The 20,309-nt window shown below is 72.0% G+C and carries 27 protein-coding genes; 15 read left to right on the top strand and 12 right to left on the bottom strand.

Annotation, left to right across the window (positions count from 1 at the left end; translation table 11 throughout):
• Positions 1-48: 48 nt before the first annotated feature.
• Positions 49-948 carry an alpha/beta hydrolase gene (locus tag ASG23_RS12945; protein ID WP_056025528.1) on the bottom strand — a complete coding sequence of 300 codons (900 nt, stop codon included), beginning with the start codon at positions 946-948 and terminating at the stop codon, positions 49-51.
• A gap of 94 nt (positions 949-1,042) precedes the next feature.
• On the opposite strand from ASG23_RS12945, the gene ASG23_RS12940 reads away from it, so the two are divergent.
• Positions 1,043-1,486 carry a MarR family winged helix-turn-helix transcriptional regulator gene (locus ASG23_RS12940; RefSeq protein WP_056025525.1) on the top strand — a complete coding sequence of 148 codons (444 nt, stop codon included), beginning with the start codon at positions 1,043-1,045 and terminating at the stop codon, positions 1,484-1,486.
• Positions 1,487-1,525: 39 nt separating this feature from the next.
• Here the strand turns inward: ASG23_RS12940 and ASG23_RS12935 are convergent, their stop codons facing one another.
• The 3 genes from ASG23_RS12935 to ASG23_RS12925 all read right to left on the bottom strand — a co-directional run bounded on the left by ASG23_RS12935 (position 1,526) and on the right by ASG23_RS12925 (position 3,537).
• A complete protein-coding gene (locus ASG23_RS12935) occupies positions 1,526-2,395 on the bottom strand; it encodes an AraC family transcriptional regulator (protein WP_056025522.1) in 870 nt (289 codons plus the stop codon).
• A gap of 114 nt (positions 2,396-2,509) precedes the next feature.
• Positions 2,510-3,145: a hypothetical protein gene (locus ASG23_RS12930; RefSeq protein WP_056025519.1), complete on the bottom strand. Its 636-nt coding sequence runs from the start codon at positions 3,143-3,145 to the stop codon at positions 2,510-2,512.
• Positions 3,142-3,537 carry a hypothetical protein gene (locus ASG23_RS12925; RefSeq protein ID WP_056025516.1) on the bottom strand — a complete coding sequence of 132 codons (396 nt, stop codon included), beginning with the start codon at positions 3,535-3,537 and terminating at the stop codon, positions 3,142-3,144. The genes ASG23_RS12930 and ASG23_RS12925 overlap by 4 nt, the downstream gene beginning before the upstream one ends.
• A 57-nt stretch (positions 3,538-3,594) precedes the next feature.
• On the opposite strand from ASG23_RS12925, the gene ASG23_RS12920 reads away from it, so the two are divergent.
• The 3 genes from ASG23_RS12920 to ASG23_RS12910 all read left to right on the top strand — a co-directional run bounded on the left by ASG23_RS12920 (position 3,595) and on the right by ASG23_RS12910 (position 6,746).
• Positions 3,595-4,752 carry a PEP/pyruvate-binding domain-containing protein gene (locus ASG23_RS12920; RefSeq protein WP_056025514.1) on the top strand — a complete coding sequence of 386 codons (1,158 nt, stop codon included), beginning with the start codon at positions 3,595-3,597 and terminating at the stop codon, positions 4,750-4,752.
• Positions 4,753-4,761: 9 nt separating this feature from the next.
• Positions 4,762-5,355 carry a histidine phosphatase family protein gene (locus tag ASG23_RS12915; protein ID WP_056025511.1) on the top strand — a complete coding sequence of 198 codons (594 nt, stop codon included), beginning with the start codon at positions 4,762-4,764 and terminating at the stop codon, positions 5,353-5,355.
• Positions 5,356-5,474: 119 nt separating this feature from the next.
• Positions 5,475-6,746, top strand: a complete 1,272-nt coding sequence (locus ASG23_RS12910; RefSeq protein WP_056025509.1) for a pectate lyase — start codon at positions 5,475-5,477, stop codon at positions 6,744-6,746.
• A gap of 52 nt (positions 6,747-6,798) precedes the next feature.
• Here the strand turns inward: ASG23_RS12910 and yiaA are convergent, their stop codons facing one another.
• The 3 genes from yiaA to ASG23_RS12895 form a co-directional block, all read right to left on the bottom strand.
• The gene (gene yiaA, locus ASG23_RS12905) at positions 6,799-7,263 is read right to left on the bottom strand and encodes an inner membrane protein YiaA (protein ID WP_056025507.1); all 465 of its coding nucleotides are present in this window, start codon (positions 7,261-7,263) and stop codon (positions 6,799-6,801) included.
• A gap of 161 nt (positions 7,264-7,424) precedes the next feature.
• A complete protein-coding gene (locus ASG23_RS12900; RefSeq protein ID WP_056025506.1) occupies positions 7,425-8,324 on the bottom strand; it encodes an NADP-dependent oxidoreductase in 900 nt (299 codons plus the stop codon).
• Positions 8,325-8,340: 16 nt separating this feature from the next.
• A complete protein-coding gene (locus ASG23_RS12895) occupies positions 8,341-9,420 on the bottom strand; it encodes an alkene reductase (RefSeq protein ID WP_200941594.1) in 1,080 nt (359 codons plus the stop codon).
• A 102-nt stretch (positions 9,421-9,522) separates the two neighbouring features.
• Between ASG23_RS12895 and ASG23_RS12890 the strand changes: the two genes are divergently transcribed.
• Positions 9,523-10,014 carry a MarR family winged helix-turn-helix transcriptional regulator gene (locus ASG23_RS12890; RefSeq protein ID WP_235521074.1) on the top strand — a complete coding sequence of 164 codons (492 nt, stop codon included), beginning with the start codon at positions 9,523-9,525 and terminating at the stop codon, positions 10,012-10,014.
• Positions 10,011-10,421 (top strand): GNAT family N-acetyltransferase, encoded by a 411-nt coding sequence (locus ASG23_RS12885; RefSeq protein WP_200941593.1) that lies wholly within the window; start codon positions 10,011-10,013, stop codon positions 10,419-10,421. The genes ASG23_RS12890 and ASG23_RS12885 overlap by 4 nt, the downstream gene beginning before the upstream one ends.
• A 233-nt stretch (positions 10,422-10,654) precedes the next feature.
• On the opposite strand, the gene ASG23_RS12880 is transcribed toward ASG23_RS12885, so the two are convergent.
• Complete coding sequence (locus tag ASG23_RS12880; RefSeq protein WP_056025497.1) at positions 10,655-11,149, bottom strand: putative immunity protein; 495 nt, start codon at positions 11,147-11,149, stop codon at positions 10,655-10,657.
• 204 nt (positions 11,150-11,353) lie between these two features.
• On the opposite strand from ASG23_RS12880, the gene ASG23_RS12875 reads away from it, so the two are divergent.
• Both ASG23_RS12875 and ASG23_RS12870 read left to right on the top strand, forming a co-directional pair.
• Entirely contained in the window at positions 11,354-12,187 is an 834-nt protein-coding gene (locus ASG23_RS12875; protein ID WP_056025495.1) for an alpha/beta hydrolase, read from the top strand.
• 2 nt (positions 12,188-12,189) lie between these two features.
• On the top strand, positions 12,190-12,972 hold the full coding sequence (locus ASG23_RS12870; protein WP_056026288.1) for an MBL fold metallo-hydrolase: 783 nt from the start codon (positions 12,190-12,192) through the stop codon (positions 12,970-12,972).
• A gap of 7 nt (positions 12,973-12,979) precedes the next feature.
• Here the strand turns inward: ASG23_RS12870 and ASG23_RS12865 are convergent, their stop codons facing one another.
• Entirely contained in the window at positions 12,980-13,330 is a 351-nt protein-coding gene (locus ASG23_RS12865; protein ID WP_056025492.1) for a hypothetical protein, read from the bottom strand.
• A 99-nt stretch (positions 13,331-13,429) separates the two neighbouring features.
• On the opposite strand from ASG23_RS12865, the gene ASG23_RS12860 reads away from it, so the two are divergent.
• The 7 genes from ASG23_RS12860 to ASG23_RS12830 all read left to right on the top strand — a co-directional run bounded on the left by ASG23_RS12860 (position 13,430) and on the right by ASG23_RS12830 (position 18,452).
• Positions 13,430-13,870 carry a YciI family protein gene (locus ASG23_RS12860; protein WP_056025489.1) on the top strand — a complete coding sequence of 147 codons (441 nt, stop codon included), beginning with the start codon at positions 13,430-13,432 and terminating at the stop codon, positions 13,868-13,870.
• Positions 13,867-15,066: an RNA polymerase sigma factor gene (locus tag ASG23_RS12855; RefSeq protein WP_056026286.1), complete on the top strand. Its 1,200-nt coding sequence runs from the start codon at positions 13,867-13,869 to the stop codon at positions 15,064-15,066. Before ASG23_RS12860 ends, ASG23_RS12855 begins: the two co-directional genes overlap by 4 nt.
• A 119-nt stretch (positions 15,067-15,185) precedes the next feature.
• On the top strand, positions 15,186-16,028 hold the full coding sequence (locus ASG23_RS12850; protein WP_056025485.1) for a CPBP family intramembrane glutamic endopeptidase: 843 nt from the start codon (positions 15,186-15,188) through the stop codon (positions 16,026-16,028).
• The gene (locus ASG23_RS12845; RefSeq protein ID WP_056025482.1) at positions 16,025-16,936 is read left to right on the top strand and encodes an ATP-binding cassette domain-containing protein; all 912 of its coding nucleotides are present in this window, start codon (positions 16,025-16,027) and stop codon (positions 16,934-16,936) included. Before ASG23_RS12850 ends, ASG23_RS12845 begins: the two co-directional genes overlap by 4 nt.
• A gap of 8 nt (positions 16,937-16,944) precedes the next feature.
• Positions 16,945-17,652, top strand: a complete 708-nt coding sequence (locus ASG23_RS12840; RefSeq protein ID WP_157465648.1) for a hypothetical protein — start codon at positions 16,945-16,947, stop codon at positions 17,650-17,652.
• Positions 17,653-17,751: 99 nt separating this feature from the next.
• A complete protein-coding gene (locus ASG23_RS12835; protein WP_056025477.1) occupies positions 17,752-18,249 on the top strand; it encodes a DUF2975 domain-containing protein in 498 nt (165 codons plus the stop codon).
• Positions 18,249-18,452, top strand: coding sequence for a helix-turn-helix domain-containing protein (locus ASG23_RS12830; protein ID WP_056025474.1), 204 nt, complete (start codon positions 18,249-18,251; stop codon positions 18,450-18,452). Before ASG23_RS12835 ends, ASG23_RS12830 begins: the two co-directional genes overlap by 1 nt.
• Positions 18,453-18,492: 40 nt before the next feature.
• Here ASG23_RS12830 and ASG23_RS12825 read toward each other — a convergent pair whose 3' ends face one another.
• From ASG23_RS12825 to ASG23_RS12815, 3 genes are all read right to left on the bottom strand, one after another.
• Entirely contained in the window at positions 18,493-19,014 is a 522-nt protein-coding gene (locus ASG23_RS12825; RefSeq protein ID WP_056025471.1) for a flavodoxin family protein, read from the bottom strand.
• 141 nt (positions 19,015-19,155) lie between these two features.
• Entirely contained in the window at positions 19,156-19,416 is a 261-nt protein-coding gene (locus ASG23_RS12820) for a GlsB/YeaQ/YmgE family stress response membrane protein (RefSeq protein ID WP_056025468.1), read from the bottom strand.
• Positions 19,417-19,478: 62 nt separating this feature from the next.
• Entirely contained in the window at positions 19,479-20,249 is a 771-nt protein-coding gene (locus ASG23_RS12815; RefSeq protein WP_056026284.1) for a TetR/AcrR family transcriptional regulator, read from the bottom strand.
• Between the last annotated feature and the right edge of the window lie 60 nt (positions 20,250-20,309).

Genomic DNA, 20,309 nt, shown 5'->3' with positions numbered 1-20,309 from the left:
AGCGGCGACCGCGGTGCACGGGAGGAGCGGTTGGCGCCCACCGCCTCCTCAGGAACGGGTGGGGAGAGGCGCGTGCAGGTGGCTCGCGAGAAAGCGGCCTGCGCGGTCGAGCGCACGGTCCGCCTCGTCCAGCCGACCGGCGAAGTGCTGGAACACGTGGGGCGCCCGGGCGACGACCTCGAGCGTCACGTCGAGGTGCGCAGCGGCCGCGCGAGCCGCGAGCCGGGTGGCGTCATCGAGCAGGACCTCGTTCGTCCCCACCTGGACGAGCAGCGGGGGCAGCCCGCTCAGGTCGGCGAGCAGCGGGCTGACGCGGGGGTCGGCGGCGTCGTGCCCGCCGAGGTAGCGGGACGCGGACGAGGCGACGTCCGCCGCGTCGAAGATCGCGTCCTCCGCCTCCTTGGCGTGCAGGCTCTCCCCCGTGAGCGTCAGGTCGACCCACGGTGACATGGCGGCGACGGCCGCCGGCTGCGGCAGGCCTTCGTCTCTCGCGGAGACGAGCAGCGCGAGCGCGAGGCCGGCGCCGGCCGAGTCCCCCGCGACCACCACCTGCTCCGCCTCGTGCCCGGCGAGCAGCGCCCGGTACGCGGCGATCCCGTCCTCGAGCGCGGCCGGGAACGGGTGCTCGGGAGCCAACCGGTAGTCCAGCGAGTAGGCAACCGCGCCCGTGCGGCGGGCCAGAGCGGTCGCGAGCCCGGCGCCCGAGCGGGCGGAACCGATGACGTACCCACCGCCGTGCAGGTAGAGCAGCGCTGCACCGGTGGCGTCCGGCGGCTCGAGCCGCAGCGCTGGGACGCCGCCGAGCATGGCCTCGGCGACCGCCACGTCGCGCTCGACGGGCCGGGCAGCGAACTGCTCGTAGCCGGCGCGTTGCTCGGCGAGGGACGGGTTCTCGGCGAACCCGCTGCGCAGGGCGACGTCGATGGCGGTGAGCTGGTCCTGCGACATCCTGACCTCCTGGTAGCGGCGAGATAGATTCCTGAACAACCATCTCGTCGCGGGATGCATTCCCAGGAATCTAGTTTCAGGCCGGAGGTCAGACATGGCGGTCGATCCAGGGTCGATGCTCATCGACCTCGTCCGGGTGGAGACGCGGCTGTACAACGCGGTGGATGCTCGCCTCAAGGAAGCCGGCGGACTCACGCTGCCCCAGCTCGAGCTGCTCAGCGTGATCCGCGACGTGCCTGGCTGCCGTGTGCTGGACGTGTCGCGGACGATCTCCATCACGGTCGGCGCGGCCAGCAAGGCTGTCGACCGCCTGGAGGACCACGGCTGGTGCAGGCGTTCCGTGGACCCGGCGGACCGTCGCTCGTCCGTGCTGTCACTGACTGCCGACGGCTCGACCGCCGTCGACCGCGCCGAACCGGCATTCGAGGCCGCCGCCCGAGAGACCCTCGGCGCCCTGCTGTCCGGGCCGGACCTGGACCGGCTGGCGCACATCTTGCGGGAGCTGCGGGCCGCGCTACAGCAGGCCGCCTCCCTCTGACCGCACGTGGTCGAGGCCCCGGCCGGGTCGGGCCAGGCCTCAGCCTTCCTCGACCGGCAGCCAGAGCTCGACCGTGGCGGTGCTGAAGTCGTCGGCACGGTCGATCACGGCGACCACCTCGGGGCCGGGTCGCAGGCGCCACGGGTTCGACGGGAACCACTCGGTCGCCGTCGCGGCCCACACCGCCTGCAGGGTGTCCGGGTACGGACCGGCCGCGCGGAAGACGGCCCAGGAGCCGGCCGCGACCGGGATCACGTCGAGATCGTCGGGGACCTGCACAGCGTCCGTGACAGCCACGCCGTGCAGGTACGTCAGCTCGGTGCCTTCCCGGCGGTCCGGGTCGAGGTCGGTGCTGACGGCGAGCAAGCCCTGCGGCTCCGCGTCGCCCAGCGCCTTGAGCCGCTGGTGCTCCTGCGGGGCCAGAGAGGTGACGTGCTGCTGGATGGCGGTGTTGGCCCCGTGGTGCACGAGCGGGACGCGGGTGGCGTGCCCCGCGAGGCGGAACGCGGGTCGGGTGACGAGTCGGACGTCCATGGGGGCTGCTCCTTCGACGGTCAGGCGGAACCTGAGACGGGGTTGGGTGCGGAAGGGGCCACCGTCACGACGGGCCTGGCCCGGGCTGACGCCGTGCACGGACTGGAACGCCCGGCCGAACGCCTCCGCCGAGCCGTAGCCGTAGCGCACGGCGATGCCCAGCAGGTCCCTCGAACCAGAGACGACCTCCGCCGCCGCGACTGTCATGCGGCGTCGACGCACGTACTCGGACAGCGGCATCCCGGCGAGCGAGGAGAACATGCGACGCAGGTGGTACTCGGTGGTTCCGAGCGATGCGGCGAGACGGACGACGTCGAGCTCCTCGGTGAGACTCTCCTCGACGAGGTCCACCAGCCGGTTGAGCCAGGCGATCACGGTGCCCCCTTTCGTCGTCCACTCTGGCGTCCCGGTGCGCACACGGACCCGATCATCGCTGCCCGTTGCGATCAGGCCACCGTCCGAGCCGGGCCCATCCCGTCGGATCCCGGGTCAGGGGTGCGCGTGACGATCGATCCCGAGCGTGGCCAGGAGGTCCTCGTGGAGCTCGAACCAGACGCGATGGCACGAGTCGACGTCGGTGCGGTCGACCCAGCCGTGCTCTCCCGCGTGGGCGCGTCGTCGCGCCGCGGAGAACCGCGTGTCGTAGCCCTGGAACCGTGCCAGGAGTGCTCCGAGCCGCTCGGCGAGCGGGGTCAGGCCGCGCTCGATCGCCGCGAGCTCGTCCAGGATGCGGCGATCCCACTCGACGTCGGAGTGGTCGTTGGTGGCCAGCCGGTCGTCGGAGGTGGGCCGGAGCTGCCAGTCGGTGCAGGCCTGCTGCAGGCGAGCGTTGAGCGGGAGGAAGGCGCGGTAGGCCTCGCGGACCTCGTCCTGCCCGTGCACGCCGGCGAGCTCGGCCGCCAGCAGGCGCTCGTCCTGCGCCCGACCTCGCTCGGTCACGGACCAGCCGCCGAGGCCCGCGAAGGATGCGTGCGTGACCCAGCCGCGCGCCTCCGCGTCGAGGAGCAGCTCCTCGGTGCCGGCCGGGTCGAGACCGAAGCGACGGGCGATGACCGGGGCCTCGGCGAAGCCGACGATGCGCACCGCGTGCAGCACCAGCAGCTCGGGGGCGGACTCCTGGGTCACGAGGCCATCCCCCGTCGGGCCGTCAGCCTGGTGTAGTGCTGCTGACACGCCTGGCGGGAGTTGAACCCCATGGCGTCCGCCATCTCGGCCCATGTCAGACCTGCGCTGCGGGCGACGAACAGCAGGCCGTCCTCGAGTCCGTCGACCTCGGCGCGTGCGGCGGGCAGCAGCGCCAGTGCGCTCAGGATGTCGTCGGGGCCCAGCTCCGCGGAGCGCCACAGGGCGAACTGGACCAGGTCCACCGCCGACGCCGGCACGGGCGCGGGACGCCACGGACGATCCTCGAGCCCGTCGGCTCCCAGGCGGAGCAGACGCTCGCGGGCTTCCTCCTCACGCCGGGCCGACGCCTGGTCCGCTCGCGCCGTGCGGCCGGCGTCGTCCTTGCTCTCCATGCGGCACATCGTGCATAGTCAACAATACGTTGTCAACGCGTCGAGAGGTCACCCCTGATGCTCGTGCGCCTCGGCGACGCCGTGAGCCCGACCTGCGGCGGCAAGGCGGGAACGCTCGGCGCACTGCTGCGGGCAGGGCTTCCGGTGCCCGACGGGTTCGTCATCCCGTTCGCCGTCTACCGAGCCGTGATCGACGACCGGATAGTCGACGCCACCCTGCGCGAGGCGATCGCGCGCGGGCTCGACCTGCTCGGCGACGGGCCGGTCGCCGTGCGGTCGTCGGCCGACGACGAGGACACCGACAGCACGTCGGCGGCGGGCCAGTACGACAGCGTCCTCGCGGTGCAGGGCATCGACCAGGTGGCCGACGCGGTCCGACGCAGCTGGGCCTCGACGTCCTCGCCGCGCGCCGTCGCCTACCGGGACGCGTCCGCCGCCGAGCCGATGATGGCCGTCCTCGTGCAGCGTCAGCTGGACGCCGAGGTGTCCGGGGTGATGTTCACCCCCGGCGGTCCCGCCGACGGGACCGAGATCGAGGCGTCCTGGGGTCTCGGGCCGAGCGTCGTCGGGGGCACGGTCACCCCGGACGCGTTCCACGTCGCCGCCGACGGGACGATCACCCGCGCAGTCGCCGACAAGCGGACCCGTCTGGACCGGCGCGGCGCGCGGCTGGTGACGAACGACGTCCCCGGGCCCGACCGCGGCCGTCCGACGCTCGACGACGCCGCCGCCGGCCGGCTCGCGAGGCTCGGGCGACGCGTCGCCGACGTGCTCGGCGGAGCGCAGGACATCGAGTGGGCGATCGTCGACGGCGACGCCTGGATCCTGCAGGCCCGGCCGGTCACCGCGGACCTGCCAGCGCGACGGTCACCCGCCCACAGCGGTTCGCCCGCGACGCTCGTCGGCACACCGTGCAGCAGCGGCACCGCGACCGGACCGGCGCGGGTCGTCCGCGGCCCCGCCGACTTCGCCCGCGTGCGTCCGGGCGACATCCTCGTCTGCCCCTGGACCGACCCGAGCTGGACGCCCCTGCTGCGCATCGCGGCCGGCGTCGTCACCGAGACCGGCGGCGTGCTGTCGCACGCCGCGATCGTCGCTCGCGAACAGCGCATCCCCGCCGTCCTCGGCATCCCGGACGCGACGACGACCCTGCGTGATGCCACCACCCTCGCGATCGACGGCGCGGCCGGCACGGTCACGATGATCGACGAGTGAGGACCGGTCATGGGAGCTCGACACCTCTACCTCGCCCGCCACGGCGCCGCCGACGCCTTCGGGGAGCTCACCGACACAGGTCGCCGGCAGGCGAGCCTGCTGGGTGCTCGCCTCGCCCACCTCCCGGTCGACGCCGTGTGGCACTCGCCGCTCGCCCGCGCCGCCGCCAGCGCCCACGAGCTCGCCCGTCACCTGCCAGGCGTCCCCGTCGCCGAGGCGCCGGAGCTGGTCGACCACGTGCCGCACGTCCCCGCCCCGAGCGAGACACCGCGGTCCTGGCTCGGCTTCTTCGACGGCTACGACGACACCGAGGCGGCCGCCGGGCGTACCGTCGCCGACGCCCTGGTCGCCCGGTTCACGACCGAGGTCGATGCCGACACGCACGAGGTCCTCGTCACGCACGCGTACCCGATCGCCTGGCTCGTGCGGCACGCACTGGACGCACCGCCGTCCCGGTGGCTCGGCCTGGAGAGTGGGAATGCGGCGCTGACCGTCATCGAGTACCGCCCCGCGATGCCGCCCGCGCTCGTGATCTTCAACGACCTGGGCCACCTGCCGCCCGACCTGCGCTGGACAGGGTTCCCCGCCACTGTGAGGCCGTGAGGGCTGCCGTTCTGAAACAGGGCTCTGAAACACGGCCTTGAACGATTCACACCCTGTCGTGGAACGGTCGCGCGTGGTTGCTTCGCCGGGAAAGCGCTTAACAACCCGGAAGGAAGCCCATGTCCACCCTGTCACCCGAGAGACAACGACGTCGCTCGTTGCGCGTCATGATCGCCGGTGCGCTCGCACTCGTCCTCGCCGGTCTGCTCGGCGTCTCCACCGCCGTGACCGCCACCGCGGCCAGCGTCGACACGAGCGCCTGGTACATCCTCGTCAACCGCCAGTCCGGGAAGGTCCTCGACGTGGCGGGCACGTCGACCGCCGACGGCACCAACATCCAGCAGTGGTCCCGCAACGACGGACCCTGGCAGCAGTGGCAGTTCGTCAGCGTCGGCGACGGCTACTACAAGCTCAAGTCGAAGAACTCCGGCAAGGTCGTCGACCTGTGGGGGTGGAGCACCGCCGACGGCGGCGAGTTCCGCCAGTACCAGGACCTCAACGGCTGGAACCAGCACTTCAAGCTCGGCGACTCCGAGGGTGGACGCATCCGCCTCTACAACCGGCACAGCGGCAAGGTCCTCGGGATCAAGGACCGGTCGACGGCCGACGGCGCCTGGGCGGTGCAGTCCACCGACTCCAACGCGTACAACCAGCAGTGGGAGCTGATCAAGGTCGGCTCCGGCGGTGGCACCACGACGCCGCCGACCGGTTCGTTCCCGTCGTGGCCGTCGGCCACGAGCCAGAAGCAGGTCTCCTCCACGATCGCCGTCTCGGGCACGTTCGACGGCGGCAACGTGCGGTACTACGGCATCTCCTCCGGTGACCAGGACGAGTCCCAGCCGCCGATCTTCCAGCTGTCCAACGGCGCCGTCCTGAAGAACGTCATCATCGGCACCGGTGCCGGCGACGGCGTGCACTGCACCGGCACCTGCACGCTGGAGAACGTCTGGTGGGAGGACGTGGGCGAGGACGCCGCCACGCTGAAGGGCTCGTCGACCTCGCAGGTCATGACGATCAACGGCGGCGGGGCCAAGGGCGCCTCCGACAAGGTCTTCCAGCACAACGGCCCCGGCAAGTTCGTCATCAAGAACTTCCAGGTGACCAACTTCGGCAAGCTCTACCGCTCGTGCGGCAACTGCTCCACGCAGTACGCCCGCACCGTCGTCATCGACAACATCAAGGTCACCGCCCCGGGCAAGTCCCTGGTCGGGATCAACTCCAACCTCGGTGACAAGGCCACGCTCACGAACGTCCAGATCTACGGCGACTCGTCGAGGAACATCTTGATCTGCGACGAGTACAAGGGCGTCACCTCCGGCGAACCGACCAAGATCGGCTCCGGACCGTCCGCCGCGTGCGGATACTCCAGCTCGTCCATCACCTACAAGTGACGACTCGGCCCACCGCACCCCCTCCGCGGGGGTGCGGTGGGCCGCTCGTCGCTCACTGCCAGACGGTCGCCTTGACGTCTTGTTCGGCGGGCAGCGTCGGCGCGACCGGCGCGGGGCCGGCCGCAGCCAGGTCGCGGACGTTCTTCTGGACGGCGACCACCGAGAAGAGCGCCATCGTGAAGCTCAGCCCGAAGAAGCCCTTCTCCGACAGCTCCAGCGGCGCGTTGACCAGCGCGACCGACACGAGCACCAGCGAGGTCAGGACCATGCCCCACGCCAGGCCCAGGAAGATCCCGGTCACCGGGACACCCTCGGCGCGGTCCCGCACCGACTTCTGCACGGCGATCGCGGAGAACAGACCCAGCAGGAGCAGCGTGCCGAGGAACCCCTTCTCCGACGGGACCAGCTCCGCGTTCCACAGCCCGACGCCGTACGCGAGGAGGGCGATGGCGAGGGCCACCCAGGACGCGCCGACGAAGGCGGCGGTCGGTCGGGCGGGGACAGGGTTCTGCGACATGGATGCTCCGGAGGTCGAGCTGCCGGCATCGTGCCAGCCGCGGCCATGATGGTGGTGGTTCGGGACGGTCCACCGCAAGCACCTCGCCGCACGAACCTTCGGTCGGCGTAGTCGCGGCCGACCGTGGCCTCGGCGGGCACCTGGCCCGCCGAGGCCGTCGCTCAGGGGATGAGGACGAGCTTGCCGCCCCCGCGCCCGGCGTCGTTGAGCTCGGCCGCACTCCGCACGTCGGCGAGGGGGAACACTCCGCCCATCGTCGTCGTCAGCTCTCCGCGTGCCCGCTGCGCGAGCAGGTCCGCCAGCTCGGGGACGGATCGCTGCGCGGCCGAGCTGAAGGCGATGCCCAGTGCGAACGCGGCCGGGTCCGCGATCGTGATGATCCGTTCCGTGCCACCGCGCAGCTCGACCGAGTCGGGCAGCACCCCGCGGCCGGTGGTGTCGAGCACCGCGTCGACCCCCTGAGGTGCGGCGGCTCGGACCCGGTCGACGAGCCCCGGGCCGTAGGTGGTGGGGGTCGCACCGAGTGCCGCGACCCGGGCCTGGTGGTCCGGGGAGGCGGTTCCGACGACGTGCACGCCGCGGGCGAGAGCCAGCTGGGTCGCCAGCTCGCCGACCGAGCCGCTCGCGCCGTGCACCAGGAGCGTCTCGCCGGGCTGCACGGCCAGCTCACGCAGCACGCGCAGGGCGGTCTCGCCCGCCACGGGGACGGTCACCGCGTCCACCGGCTCGAGCCCTGGGGGCACCGGCGCGTAGGTGCTCGCGAGCGCCAGCTCGGCATACCCACCCGCCGGTGGGTCGGCCCAGCCCACGACGGTGTCGCCGACGCGCACGTCGTCGATGCCGGTGCCGAGCGCGTCGACCACGCCGGCGACCTCGATGCCGAGGACGGCCGGGAGGTCGGCGCCCGGGACGACGCCCGCGCGGAGCTTGCCGTCGATGCCGTTCACGCCGGCGGCCACGACGCGGACGCGTACCTGACCGGGTCCGGGCTCGGGGACGGGAACCTCGGCGGAGCGCAGGACCTCCGGTCCGCCGAACGTGTCGATGATGATCGCCTTCATCGTGTGCCTCTCGTGATCAGCCGACGACGGTGGCGTCGTCGAGCGTCGGGTAGTCCGTGTAGCCCTGCTCGTGGCCGCCGTACGCGGTGGCGTAGTCGGGTGCCGTGAAGGGCCCACCGGCGGCGAGCCGTGCCGGGAGGTCCGGGTTGGCCAGGTACAGCGCCGCGTACGAGACGAGGTCGGCCGAGCCGTCCTCGATGCGGTCGAGCGCGTCCGGCCCAGTCCAGCTCCCCGGAGTGAACGGGTTGAGGATCAGCGGACCGGCCCAGCGCGCGCGCAGCGTCTGGGTGAGCTCTGCATCGGGGCCCTCGGCCAGGTGCAGGTAGGCCAGCCCCAGCGGGTCGAGCGCGTCGACGAGCGCGGTGTAGGTGGCCTCGACGTCGTCCTCGGTGATGTCGTTGTAGGGGTTCCCCGGTGAGATCCGCAGGGCGGTGCGGTCCGCGCCGATCGCGTCCACGACCGCCCGCGTCACCTCGACCGTCAGTCGGGTGCGCCCGGCGACGTCTCCGCCCCACCCGTCGGTGCGGGTGTTCGCGTTGGTGGCCAGGAACTGGTGCAGCAGGTAACCGTTGGCACCGTGCAGCTCGACCCCGTCGAAGCCGGCGTCGACGGCGTTGCGGGCCGCCTGGGCGAAGTCGGCGATCGTCCGGGCGATGCCGACCTCGTCGAGCGCGAGCGGCGTGACGAACTCCTGGGGGCCGGCCGCGGTGAACACCGTGCCAGCGGCCGGGACGGCGGACGCGCCGACGGGGGTCAGGCCCGTGATGCTCGGGTGGCCGACCCGTCCCGTGTGCATGAGCTGGGCGAAGATCAGGCCGCTGCGGGCGTGCACCGCGGACGTGACCTCCCGCCAGGCCTCGACCTGCGCGGTCGTGTGCAGACCGGGGGTGTCCGGGTACCCCTGGCCATGAGCGGACGGCTGGGTGCCCTCGGTGATGATGAGCCCCGCGCCGGCTCGCTGCGCGTAGTACTGCGCCATGAGCGGGGTCGCGCTCGCTCCCTGGCCGTAGGCGCGGGAGCGGGTCATGGGCGCCATCACGATGCGGTTGCGGGTGGTGTAGCGGCCGATGCGGGCCGGGTCGAATGCCGTGGTCACGATGTATCGCCCTCTCGTCGCGAGCAGCATTTGCTGTTCGAGACAGGTAACTTGCCGCAGTGTTCAGACATTCCCGGCACTCACGATGGATATGATCAGCCCGTGGCACCTACCACCGATATCCCTGCCATGGACAGTGAACCGGGCGCAGCAGCGAGCGGGCCGATCAGCCACGCCATCTTCCGACTCGCCCGCACGCACCGCGCCCTCGCCGGTCGGCTGTTCCGCGAGCTCGGGCTCCGGCCCGGCCAGGAGCTCCTGCTCATGCACCTGTGGGAGCACGGTCCGCAGCGTCAGGCAGACCTCGCCGCGCTGGTCGACACCGACTCTGCTTCGATGACCCGCACCGTCCAGCGCCTGGAGCGGGCCGGGTTCGTCCGCCGGAGACCGAGCCCGGTCGACGGCCGAGTGACGCTCGTCGAGCCCACAGCGGCGAGCCTCGCCCTGCGTCCCCGCATCGAGGCCCTGTGGGCGAGCCTCGAGCAGGCGACAGTCGGCGACCTGGACCGCGACGAGCAGGCAGCGTCCCTGCAGAACCTGCGCCGGCTCGAGCAGAACCTGCTCGACCCGCAGAGCCCCGGAGCACAGCCGTGAGCACCTCCGCGGACATCGAGCTGCTCACCGGAGGCGAGCTCACCGACCCCGAGCTCGACGCGCTGCACGCCGCCGCGTTCGGCCATCAGGCCACGGAGACCCCCTGGCGACAGCGCCTGGCCGACCACAGCCTCACGTGGGTCACCGCCCGCCTCGACGACCGGCTCGTGGGCTTCGTCAACGTGATCAGCGACGGCGGAGTCCACGCGATCCCCCTGGACACCTGCGTCGCACCCGACCTGCACGGACGTGGCGTCGGGCGGGCGCTCGTCAGGGCCGCAGCCGACGAGGCGCGGCGGTCAGGCTGCCACTGGCTGCACGCCGACTACGAGCCCCACCTGGTCGACTTCTACGAGGGTGCGTGCGGCTTGAAGCACAGCGAGGCCGGACTCCTGCGGTTGGTATGACGGGTCTCGCTAGAGTCGCGGCTCCACACCCAGCAGTTCCGTGGTCGACCCCACCTCGAGCAAGCGTTCCTGGACGGCTACGGCCTTGACCCGCGCGACCCGTCGTCGTGGCGACGGGACCTTCTGCGGGAAGCCATCGGGACGGCGGTCTGGGCGCACGTGGTGGGCGACGAGGAGTTCGAGCGGCAGGGGCACCGGATGATTACGGACGCACTCGGCGACCGGAGCTGACGTCAGTCGTCGAACGCGTGCCAGCAGATGGCGCTCCGGCGCCGCTGGTCGTCCAGGACGAGCTCACGCACCGCGGCGGGCAGCTGCTCTCGTTGCCAGTCCCGTTCCGCGAGCCGCGCCGTGGCACCCGCTGCTCTGATGGCGTAGGCCGCAGCGCCGAGGTCGTGCGCGGCGACGTGCGCCACCGCGACCGCCTGGCCGGCCGAGAGCGCGGCGAACTTCGCCGGATCGGGCAGCCCACGCGCCGCGGCGTTCGCCTGGAAGGCCGCGGCGTGCGCGACCTTCATGGGCACCTCGCCGCGGATCCATGCCCGACCGACCTCGAGCGCGTCGCGCGGCCGGCTGTCGTCGGGGTGGTGGTCCTCGAACAGGGGCAGCACGTGCTCGGCGCACCGGAGGGCCCAATCGGCCAGGAGCTGGTGGTGCTCGTCCGTCAACGTGCCGCCTCGCCGGATCGTGATCAGTCGAGGGTCACGCTCGGTCGGGAGGATCGGCACACCCGTTCCTATCACTCCCCCACAGCCCGCCCGAAGCGCACCCCGCTCCCGGGCCAGTGCGGCGAGCTCCGGCGGCGGCCGGCTGACCTGCACACCAGTTCCAGATCTGTGCACCCACAGACCACCGCGCGTCACACGCGAGTGCCACAGTGCTCCGCAACCGGTCGGACGAACCGGACAGGCGACGAGAGACGAGGTGGCGTCATGACGGTTCCGGACACGATCGTGCTCATCCACGGCTTCTGGGTCACGCCCCGCTCCTGGGAGGGCTGGAAGGCGCACTACGAGGCCCAGGGCTACACGGTCCACACGCCGGGGTACCCCGGCTTCGAGGTGGAGGTCGAGGCGCTGCGGGCGGACCCGACGCCGATCGCCGACCTCACGGTGGACGCCATCGCGTCTCACCTCGACGACTTCCTGAGCTCGCTGGACACCCCCACCAAGCCGATCCTGATGGGCCACTCCGCGGGCGGGACGTTCCTGCAGCTGATGCTCGACCGGGGGCACGGCAGCGCCGGGGTCGCCCTGAACTCGGCGCCGACCGAGGGGGTGCTGACCACGCCGTGGTCGCAGCTGAAGTCGGTGTTCCCCGTGGTGAAGAACCCGGCGAACCACCACCGCGCGGTCGGCCTGTCGTTCGAGGAGTGGACGTACGCGTTCACCAACACGTACACGCAGGAGGAGTCGCAGACGTTCTACGACCGGTACCACATCCCGGCGTCGGGCCGCGTGCTCATCGACTCCGTGCTGGCGAACGTGCAGCCGGGGCACCAGGACGCCTGGGTCGACTTCAAAAACCCGAACCGGGTGCCGCTGCTGTTCCTGTCGGGCTCGGAGGACCACATCATGCCGCCGTCGGTGCAGGCGTCGAACGCCAAGCACTACAAGGGCGCGGGCACGGTCACCGAGCACGAGACCTACGAGGGCCGTCCGCACCTGATGGTCGCCGGGCCCGGCTGGGAGGAGATCGCCGACCGAGCCCTGGAGTGGGCGCTCGCGCACGCCGCGTGGTCGCCCGCCCCCAGCGTCAACGCCTGACGGTGTCGTCCTTCACGTTCACGCACGTCGGAGGCCCGACGGCGCTGCTGGAGGTCGACGGGTGGCGCATCCTGACCGACCCGACGTTCGACGCCCCCGGCCGGACCTACGCGTTCGGCTGGGGGACGTCGTCGCGCAAGACGGCCGGTCCCGCGCTGTCGGTGGAGGAGGTCGGCGAGGTCGACGCCGTCCTGCTCAGCCACGACCACCACGCGGACAACCTCGACGACTCGGGCCGCGCGATGCTCGCCGGTGTCCCCGCGGTGCTGACCACCGTCCCCGGCGCGCGTCGGCTCGGCGCTCCTGCCCAGGGCCTGAGCCCGTGGGAGGTGACGACGCTGACCCACCCCGACCGACCCGCGCTGACGGTCACGGCGACCCCCGGCCGGCACGGGCCCGTCGGCGCCCAGGCACTCGTGGGGGCCGTCACCGGCTTCAGCCTCACGTGGGAGGGCCAGGAGCACGGCGCGGTGTGGGTGACCGGGGACACGGTGCTGACCTCCGCGGTGCGTCGGGTCGCGGAGCGGGTGCAGGTGGGCACCGTGGTCCTGCACCTCGGCGGCGTCCGGTTTCCCACCACCGGACCGGTGCGCTTCACGATGACGGTCAACGACGGGCGCGAGCTGTGCCGGGAGCTGCGACCGCGCACGGTGCTGCCCGTGCACCACGAGGGGTGGTCGCACTTCCGGGACAGCGCCGCGGCGCTCGAGCGACCGGAGCTCGCACCGGACGGCGGCCGCACGGTCTGGGCCGAGCCGGGCCGGCCGCTGGTCGTCGAGGTGTAGGCCGGGCTCACGCCCGGCGCCGCCCCCAGCTCAGCATGACGAACAGGTCCCGGTCGCCTCGGGCACCCTCCAGCACCGCCCGGGCCAGAGCAGGCTCCCCGGCCTGCTCCGCCGACCACAGCTCGAAGTCGATCACCCGCGACCACGCCTCCGGCAGGTAGCCGAGGACGGTGGCGCCGTCGACGACCTTGACCACGTCGTGCTCGGTGCGCGCCAGCACGACGGCGAACCCCCGCTCGGACCGCTGGGCTCGGGCCGGCGCGGCGTCCTCGATGAACCCCCGCACCCGCACAGGCACGTGCCCGCCGCCGGCGGGTACCAGCCGGCCGGGCATCCTGGTCGAGGACGACGGGTCCATGCGCGCGAAACTACTCCTACCGCGCACGTCGAGAACGGCGGGCGGGCTCCGTTCTTCGAGTGACAGTGCCAGTCTGGGCACGACGACGAAGGAGCAGTCATGGCCAGGTACCTGCTGATCGTGGACTTCCAGAGCGGTCCCGACGAGTCCCCCATGTCCGAGTGGACCGACGACGAGGTCGCCGCGCACCTGAACTACTACGGGCGGCTGAACGCCGAGCTGATCGCCAACGGCGAGCTCGTCGGCGGCGAGGTGCTCACCGGCCCCGACCTGGCCAAGGTCGTGCGGTCGGACGGTGTCACGCCCGTGATCACGGACGGTCCGTTCCAGGAGTTCAAGGAGTGGATCGCGGGCTACCAGATCGTGGACGTGGAGTCCGAGGAGCGCGCGCTGGAGATCGCCGGGCTCGTCTCCGCGGTGCCGGGGCGCGGTGGCGTCCCGACGCAGCAGCCCATCCAGGTGCGTCGGATCATGGACGACGGCCCGTCGGGCGTCGAGGAGATGAACGCGTACCTCGAGACGGCGAGCAACCCGCGCTGAACGTCTCCCGCGACGTCGAGGACCTGCTGCGCGAGCTCGCACCGCAGGTCCTCGGCACGCTCGCCCGCCGCTGGGGCGACTTCGACGCGGCCGAGGACGCGGTGCAGGAGGCGCTGATCGCCGCCGCCCGGCACTGGTCGGCGGACGGCGCACCGGCGCAGCCTCGCGGCTGGCTGCTGCAGACAGCGACGCGGCGGATGGTCGACCAGTGGCGCAGCGACACCGCCCGTCGCGAGCGCGAGATCCGGGTCGCCTCGGAACCGGAGACCGGCACGGCCGCCGAGGTCGACGACACCCTGACCGTCCTGTTCTTGTGCTGCCACCCGGTGCTGTCGCCGACGTCCGCCATCGCGCTGACCCTGCGCGCGGTCGGTGGGCTGACCACCGCGGAGATCGCCCGTGCGTTCCTCGTTCCCGAGTCGACGATGGCGCAGCGCATCAGCCGCGCCAAGCAACGCGTCGCCGGCGAACGTTTCTCGATGCCGTCGCCCGAGGAGCGCCCCGACCGGCGCCGCAGCGTCCTGCGTGTCCTGTACCTCATGTTCAACGAGGGCTACGTCGGGAGCACCGGCGACGACCTCACGCGCGTCGACCTGTCCGACGAGGCGATCCGCCTCGCCCGGCACGTGCACGCGGCCGACGACGACCCCGAGGTCGTCGGTCTGCTCGCTCTGATGCTCCTGACGGACGCCCGTCGTCCCGCCCGCACCGACGAGTCCGGTACCCCGGTGACGCTGGCCGACCAGGACCGGAGCTTGTGGGACCACGCCCGGATCGCCGAGGGGACCGCGCTGCTCGACGGCGCGATCGGTCGGGGAGCGGTCGGCGAGTACCAGCTGCAGGCGGCGATCGCGGCGATCCACGACAGTGCGACGACCGCCGACGCGACGGACTGGCCGCAGATCCTCGCTCTGTACGAGCTGCTGGAGCGGATGACGGCCAGCCCCGTGGTGGCGCTCAACCGGGCGGTCGCGGCGGCGATGGTGCACGGCCCTGCGGCGGGCCTGGCGGTCCTGGACGGCGTCGACGGCACGCTCCCTCGCGTCGACCAGCTCAAGGCGCACCTCCACGAGCTGGCGGGCGCCCACGACCTGGCCCTCACCCACTACCGGCGGGCAGCCGGCCGGGCGACGAACGTCGCGGAGCGCCGGTACCTCGACGCCCAAGTGGCCCGGCTCGCCGGTGGGTCCGCCTGACCTGGGCGGTGTGACCTTCGCCGGGTCCTGCGCCCCCCGGGTGCGACCCCGCCCGGCTTCGGTCATCGTGGCTTCCAGTGGCGCTCCGCCACGTCGAGTCCTCGCGACAGGAGCCATCAGTGACAGAGACCGCCTCCACGTCCGGCTGGAGCTCCTTCTGGAACCGTGGCGGGTGGTGGCGGGCGGTGCTCGTCGCCGTCGTGTACCTGGTCCTCTACCTGCTCGGTGGCCGGCTCGTCGGCGCCCTGTTCGGTGACCAGGTCGACGCCGAGGACCTGTTCGCGACCCCCCAGAGCGTGTTCTTCGGTCTGTTCCTCCCGCTCGCCATCGGCGCTGTCGTGCTGATCGCGTTCGTCGCGTCCCTGCACTGGTTCCCGGCCCTGTTCGCGCGCCAGCCGATCGGCGGCCGGTGGTGGATGTGGCTCGCACCGGTCGCCGTCGTCGCCTCCATCGTGCTGCGGCTGCTCGGCATCGACTACGCCTCGTACGCGGCCGGGGTCGTCGCGATCACCTTCGTGTCCGGCCTGCTCGTCGGGTTCGTCGAGGAGATCCTCACGCGCGGCATCGCGGTGAAGATGCTGCGTGACGCGGGGAAGTCCGAGTGGGTGGTGATGGTGGTCTCGTCGCTGATCTTCGGCCTGCTGCACGCCTCGAACATCCTGGGCGGCCAGGAGATCCTCACCGTCGCGCTGACCGTGGTCTTCGCCTTCGGGTTCGGCATCTGCATGTACCTGACGCTCCGGGTGACCGGGAACCTGATCTGGCCGATGCTCATCCACGGCCTCTACGACCCGACGCTGTTCCTGGCGACCGGCGGCATCGACGAGGCGCACTCGGGCCCGCAGAGCGAGCTCCTCACGCTCGCCGGGCCGTCCAACATGATCTTCATCCTGATCGCGATCGTCGGGCTGATCTTCGTCCGCGGCCGTGTCCAGCGCAGCGGAGAGGCCGCCGTCGCATGATCGTCACCACGGCAGGTCTAGGTCGGACGTACGGGCGCAAGAGGGCCGTCGACGACGTGAGCTTCACCCTGCGGCCCGGTCGCCTGACCGGCTTCCTGGGTCCGAACGGGTCCGGCAAGTCCACGACGATGCGCCTGATGCTGGGCCTCGACCGCGGCGACGGCCGCACCGAGTGGGACGGGCAACAGCTGCGCGACCTGCCGATCCCCGCCCGCGCGGTCGGGGCGCACCTCGACGCCAAGGCCTTCCACCCGAAGCGGACCGTCCGTCGGCACCTGATGATGCACGCGGCGGCCAGCGGGGTCGGCGCCCGACGCGTCGCCGAGGTCCTCGACCTCGTCGGCCTCGGCTCCGTGGCCGACGACTCTCCGGGCGGGTTCTCGCTCGGGATGGCCCAGCGGGTCGGTCTGGCGACGGCGATCCTCGCCGAGCCGGACGTCCTGATGCTCGACGAGCCCTCGAACGGGCTGGACCCGCAGTCGATCCAGTGGCTGCGGGAGTTCCTGCGCGCGTACGCCCACGCCGGGCACACCGTCTTCGTGTCCAGCCACCTGCTCCCGGAGATGCAGCTCATGGCCGACCACGTGGTGGTCATCGGGCGGGGCACGGTCCTGGCCGACCAGTCGGTGGCCGACTTCGTCGACCGCAGCGCGTCCAGCCAGGTCCTCGTGCGGGTGGCGGACACCGCAGCGGTGCTGAGCGCCGCCACACGCGCCGGCCTCGCCGCGGTGTCCGAGGGGCCTGACGGCGTGGTGGTGACGGGGGCGTCGACCGAGCAGGTGGGGCTGCTGGTGCACGAGACCGGGCAGCCGGTCCGCGAGCTGGTCGCCCGGAACGCCTCCCTCGAGCAGGCGTTCATCGACCTGACCCGTGACGCGCAGGAGTACACCGGTGGGGAGGTCGCGTGATGGCGGGCATGCGCCGAGCACTCCTCTTCGAGGTCCGACGGGTGACGTCGGTGTGGTCCACCTGGATCCTGCTGGGTCTGATCTTCCTGGTCGGGCTCGCGACGACCCTGAACCTCCTGAGGGGCGAGGTCACTGCCGACGACTTCCCGCTCGGCGCCGTGAACCACCTCACCGCCGGAGGCGTGCTCGCGGCTGCCATCGGGGCGTCCGCGATCGGGGCCGAGCTCCGCTGGAACACCCTGCGCGCGCTCTACACAGCCTTCCCCCGACGCACGGACATCGTCCTGGCGAAGGTCGGGGTCGTCGTCGCGCTGCTCGTCGCCCTGAGCATCGTGTGCACCGGCGTGGACACCGCCGTGATCAGCGTGGCTGCCGGGGGCACCGGCTTCGGCGGTGAGTGGCTCGGGCTCGGCACGCGCTCTGCTCTCGTGCTCGTGTCCTGGGGCGTGATCGGCTTCTCGGTCGCCGCACTCACCCGCAGCCAGGTCGCCGGGTTCCTGGTGCCGGTCGCTGTGGCCTACATCGTCGAGATCGGGCTCCTGTCGGTCTTCCCGTCGAACACGCTCGCCTCGCTGCTGCCGTTCATCAACGCGTCCGAGGCGACGTCCGTGGGCACCCCCGCCGTCGAGGCCTTCGAGCATGCCGCCGTGTTCGGCGGCTTTGCCGTCGCCCTGCTCGTCGCCGCCGTCGTGGTCCTGCGCCGACGGGACGCCTGACCGGCCGAACGCTGCGATCGCGTCACAGGCTTGCCACCTGGGTCGTATAACGATAGTTTTCTATCGTTAATCAATAGGTCGCTTCGAAGGAGCTCCACCATGGGCCGACTGGCCATCCTCGCCCTCCGGGCGGTGATCGCGCTGATGTTCGCCGGCCTGCTGGTGGTGCAGGGCATGATCATCCCCGCCATCGGCCGCGACATCGACGACGGCGGCGCCGAGTTCGCCCACCTGCGGTGGCCCATCGTGATCGTCCTGTTCCTCGGCGTGCTGGCCGTGCAGGTCGCCCTGGTCTGCATCTGGCAGCTGCTCACGATGGTGCGACGAGACACCGTGTTCAGCGCCGCCGCGTTCCGGTACGTCGACGTCATCATCGGCTCGGCCGTGGCGATGACCCTGCTCGCGATGGTCCTGTCGTTCCTCCTGGCGCCCGGCGAGGCGGTCGCACCCGGGATCGTCCTGCTCATCGTGATCGGCGGCATGGGCACGGCCGGCATCGCCCTGCTGGTGCTCGTGCTGCGCGTGCTGCTGGCCAAGGCCGTGGCGCTCGACACCACGGCGACCACCCTGCGCGCCGAGCTCGACGAGGTGATCTGATGCCGATCGTCGTGGACGTCGACGTCATGCTCGCTCGCCGCAAGATGTCCGTCGGAGAGCTGGCCGACCGGGTCGGGATCACGCCCGCCAACCTCGCGGTGCTGAAGAACGGGCGCGCCAAGGCGGTCCGGTTCACCACGCTCGAGGCCCTGTGCGAGGTGCTGGAGTGCCAGCCGGGCGACCTGCTGCGCCGAGAGGCCTGACTGCCCCCCCGTGGACGGGACTATCGACCGGGCCCAGGGGTCATCGGGCGCCGACCGCGGCGGCGAACAGCGCAAGGCTTCGGCCCCACGATCGCGCCTCCTCGAGCTCGTCGGGCAGCAGACCGCTGGTGCGACCGGTGACGGTGAACGACTCGGGCGGCATGACGAGCTCCGCCCCCGCCCGGGTGAGCCGCTTGCCGATGGCGTGCGCGGCCGACCCCGCGAGCCGGCCCGGGAGCGCGGTGTCGAAGACGGCGACAGCCTGCCCCGACGCCTGCCCGACCACCTGGTCCAACCACTCGCGCACCCCGTCACCGCGGGACACCGTCACGGCGACGTCTGCGCGCGCCGCCTCCCGAGTGCGAGAGGTGGGCAGGCCGCGCTGGTGGGTCGGTGCGCCCACCACGAGCAGGCTGGGTCTGGTGTCGAGCGTCGGGACCCCTGCCACACCCACCTCGCAGACGGTGACCGGGATCCGCAGCTCGGCAAGCCCCGCCGCGACGGCCGCGGCGACCGCCGCAGTGCTTCCGTACATCGACTCGAAGACGAGGAGTGCAGTCATGGATCCACGGTCGCGCAAGAAACCTGCGCAGTCGCGGGCCTAACGTCCTCATCCGCCGTGCGAGAGCAGCAGCTTCACGCGAGAGCGGCGGTCGGAACTGCCTCGCTCGTGGGGAGCTGCCGTTCTCGGCGTCCGGGCGCGTCAGGCCTTGGTGCGGCCGCTGGCGTAGCGCCAGATCGCGGTCACGATGATCGCGCCGACGATGGAGCCGATGATGCCGCTGGCGTGCAGCTCGAGCCCGTGACCGGTCAGGAGGCTGGCCAGCAGACCGCCGACGAAGGAACCGACGAGCCCGGCGATGATCGCCATCGTCCAGTCGATCCGGCCGCGATTCCGGCCGAGGATCAGCTGGGCGAGCGCACCGATGAGCATGCCGAACAGGATCAGTCCGAGGATGAGCATGCGCAGAGACTAGGGCACGGGGACTTGTCGGGCGGTTCCGCTCCGGATCGGCGAGCCGACGCTCACGCTGCGCCGTCGACCAGGACCGCCACCCCGTCGAGCAGCCGGGCGAGCCCGAACTCGAACGCGCGGCGGGGGTCGTAGGCCGCCTGCTGCGCCTCGCCGGCGACAGGTCCGACGCGCGTCACCGTGGGGAACCGCTCAGGGTCGTAGACGCGGTCGAGCACGGGGGCCGTCGCCTCCCACCACTCGGCCTCGGTGATCCCGGTGGCCTGCTGGGCGGCGACCTGCTCGACCACGCCGCGCGCGGTCCCGGCGACGAAGCCCTCGATCAGGGTGAACACGGCGTCCATCGCGACCTCGTCGAGGCCCGTGCCGTCCACCGCCTGCAGTCCCAGCTCGTACTTGGTGAGCACGCCGGGTCCCAGCGGCGGGCGACCGGAGGCGGCGACGTTCAGGAGCCAGGGGTGCCGCTCGTACGTGGACCAGCTGGCGCGCGCGACGGCCTCGAGCCGGGCGCGCCAGTCATCGGCGGCCGGGGCGTAGAGCGAAGGGAACTCCCCGAGCGCGCTGTCGACCATGAGGTCGAGCAGCTCGGCCTTGGCGGGGACGTAGGTGTAGAGGGTCATCGCGCCGACGCCGAGGTCGGTGGCCAGGCGTCGCATCGAGAGCGCGCCGAGGCCCTCGGCATCCGCGAGCGCGATCGCGGCGTCCACCACGCGGTCGACGGACAGGCCCGCCTCGGCGCCCCGGCCACGCGGCGACGGCTCCACCAGCCGCCACAGCAAGGACAGGCTGCGGGCCGGGTCGCCGGTGCCCGTGATCTCCGTCATGACGCTCATCCTCTCCCGTCGGGAACAACCTGGCGGCTCGCATCGTTCTTGTCGTACACT

It is taken from the genome of Cellulomonas sp. Leaf395 (assembly GCF_001424125.1).
Lineage (GTDB): Bacteria > Actinomycetota > Actinomycetes > Actinomycetales > Cellulomonadaceae > Cellulomonas.
This window is presented reverse-complemented; position numbering and strand designations above follow the sequence as displayed.